General features: G+C 50.7%; 1 tRNA gene and 2 rRNA genes (1 of these 3 only partly in view). All 3 read right to left on the minus strand.

What is annotated here, in order from left to right:
* Positions 1 to 635: ribosomal RNA gene (locus VB715_RS21820) — 23S ribosomal RNA — on the minus strand; it reaches 2,243 nt to the left of the window's first position.
* A 147-nt stretch (positions 636 to 782) separates the two neighbouring features.
* Positions 783 to 859: transfer RNA gene (locus VB715_RS21825), tRNA-Ile, on the minus strand.
* A gap of 146 nt (positions 860 to 1,005) precedes the next feature.
* Positions 1,006 to 2,495 (minus strand): 16S ribosomal RNA (locus VB715_RS21830).
* The 16S and 23S rRNA genes sit together here with 1 tRNA gene alongside, the layout of an rRNA operon.
* Positions 2,496 to 2,782 lie beyond the last annotated feature (287 nt).

Here is a 2,782-nt window from a genome sequence, read left to right on the forward strand (position 1 = left end):
TTTGCTCTTAACCTGCCACAGCCTGTAAGTCGCCGGCTCATTCTTCAACAGGCACACGGTCAGACGTTCAATCGTCCTCCCATTGCTTGTAGGCTAACGGTTTCATGTTCTATTTCACTCCCCTTACTGGGGTTCTTTTCACCTTTCCCTCGCGGTACTGTTTCGCTATCGGTCACACAGGAGTATTTAGCCTTACGAGGTGGTCCTCGCTGATTCACACGGGATTTCACTTGCCCCGTGCTACTCGGGATTCAGCTAGGCTGTTTAAGTTTTCGACTACAGGACTTTCACCTCCTTTGGTGCAGTATTCAGCTGCTTCGTCTAACCGCTACAGTCCACGTTGCTGTCCCACGACCCCATCAACCTTAGTCGATGGTTTAGGCTTGTCCCTTTTCGCTCGCCGCTACTGGGGGAATCGCTTTTGCTTTCTCTTCCTCGGGTTACTAAGATGTTTCAGTTCACCCGGTTCGCTCGCGTTACCCTATAGATTCAGGTAACCGTACATAGGGTTGCCCCATTCGGAAACCTCCGGCTCAATGCTTGCTTCCAGCTCCCCGGAGCGTATCGTCGGTAACTACGTCCTTCTTCGCCTCTGTGTGCCTAGGTATCCACCGTTAGCCCTTTGTAGCTTGACCTTTTGGTCTTCATTTCTTGGACTTTGTTGACTCGTTATTCTGCAGTTTTCAAGGTACTGACTGGACAATACTATCCAGCATTCTCTCTTTTTTTAAAGAAAGGTGCTGAATCCTTTTTGTCACTGATCACAGTTCTACGGGAATTAATGGTGGGCCATCCTGGACTTGAACCAGGGACCTCACCCTTATCAGGGGTGCGCTCTAACCACCTGAGCTAATAGCCCATTATCCCGAACCTGTTCTTAGTTTGAAAGCTGATACATTTCCCTTGCACGACCTTGGGATTGATGATAGTCGAAGTTATTTTTTTTATCTTCCATCAATTTCTGACTTCCGACTTTTGACTTCTGACTTCATCGAGGTCTCCCTAAAAGGAGGTGATCCAGCCACACCTTCCGGTACGGCTACCTTGTTACGACTTCACCCCAGTCACTAGCCCTGCCTTAGGAGTCCCCCCCCCCGAAAGGTTAGGGTAACTACTTCGGGCGTGACCAGCTTCCATGGTGTGACGGGCGGTGTGTACAAGGCCCGGGAACGAATTCACCGCAGTGTGCTGACCTGCGATTACTAGCGATTCCTCCTTCATGCAGGCGAGTTGCAGCCTGCAATCTGAACTGAGGCTGGGTTTGATGAGATTCGCTTTCTCTTGCGAGGTCGCTGCCCTTTGTCCCAACCATTGTAGTACGTGTGTAGCCCAGGACGTAAGGGGCATGCTGACTTGACGTCATCCCCACCTTCCTCCGGTTTGTCACCGGCAGTCTCTCTAGAGTGCCCAACTTAATGATGGCAACTAAAAACGAGGGTTGCGCTCGTTGCGGGACTTAACCCAACATCTCACGACACGAGCTGACGACAGCCATGCACCACCTGTGTTCGCGCTCCCGAAGGCACTCTCAGCTTTCACCAAGATTCGCGACATGTCAAGCCCTGGTAAGGTTCTTCGCGTTGCATCGAATTAAACCACATACTCCACCGCTTGTGCGGGCCCCCGTCAATTCCTTTGAGTTTCACACTTGCGTGCGTACTCCCCAGGCGGGAAACTTAACGCGTTAGCTACGGCACGGCTCGGGTCGATACAAGCCACACCTAGTTTCCATCGTTTACAGCTAGGACTACAGGGGTATCTAATCCCTTTCGCTCCCCTAGCTTTCGTCCCTGAGTGTCAGTTTCGGTCCAGTAGCGCGCCTTCGCCACCGATGTTCTTCCCAATATCTACGCATTTCACCGCTACACTGGGAATTCCCGCTACCCCTACCGAACTCTAGTTCTCCAGTTTCCACTGCCTTTCCGGAGTTGAGCTCCAGTCTTTGACAGCAGACTTGAAAAACCACCTGCGGACGCTTTACGCCCAATAATTCCGGATAACGCTTGCATCCTCCGTATTACCGCGGCTGCTGGCACGGAGTTAGCCGATGCTTATTCCTTAGGTACCGTCATTGTGTTCTTCCCTAAGAAAAGAGGTTTACAACCCAAGAGCCTTCCTCCCTCACGCGGTATTGCTCCGTCAGGCTTTCGCCCATTGCGGAAAATTCCCCACTGCTGCCTCCCGTAGGAGTCTGGGCCGTGTCTCAGTCCCAGTGTGGCTGCTCATCCTCTCAGACCAGCTACTGATCGCCGCCTTGGTGGGCCTTTACCCCGCCAACTAGCTAATCAGACGCGAGCTCTTCTCCTGGCAATAAATCTTTCACCTTACGGCACATTGGGTATTAGCAGTCGTTTCCAACTGTTGTCCCCAACCAAGAGGTAGATTCTCACGCGTTACTCACCCGTCCGCCACTATGTCCGAAGACACCGTTCGACTTGCATGTGTTAGGCATACCGCCAGCGTTCATCCTGAGCCAGGATCAAACTCTCCATAGTGTTTGATTTGGCTGCTCAAATTCTCCACTCTATGAGATAGATATCTTGAATCTGAGTTTTTTCCTTCATCTCCTAGACAACTAGGGACTAATGGAGTATAATTGCTTCAAATAACAAGGGCTGTTAAACTTCAGCTTTCAAACTATAAGATTTTCTTGGTTCGGAGCGCGTCGGGCGTTTCCGCTCTCAACCGCGCATTTACAAATATATCCAATCTCCCCAGGAATGTCAACCCTTTTGGCAAACTTTTTTTGACTTTTTTTGAAATGCAGTCAAGACAAGGGTTT

The sequence above is a fragment of the Crocosphaera sp. UHCC 0190 genome (assembly GCF_034932065.1).
Classification (GTDB): domain Bacteria; phylum Cyanobacteriota; class Cyanobacteriia; order Cyanobacteriales; family Microcystaceae; genus UHCC-0190.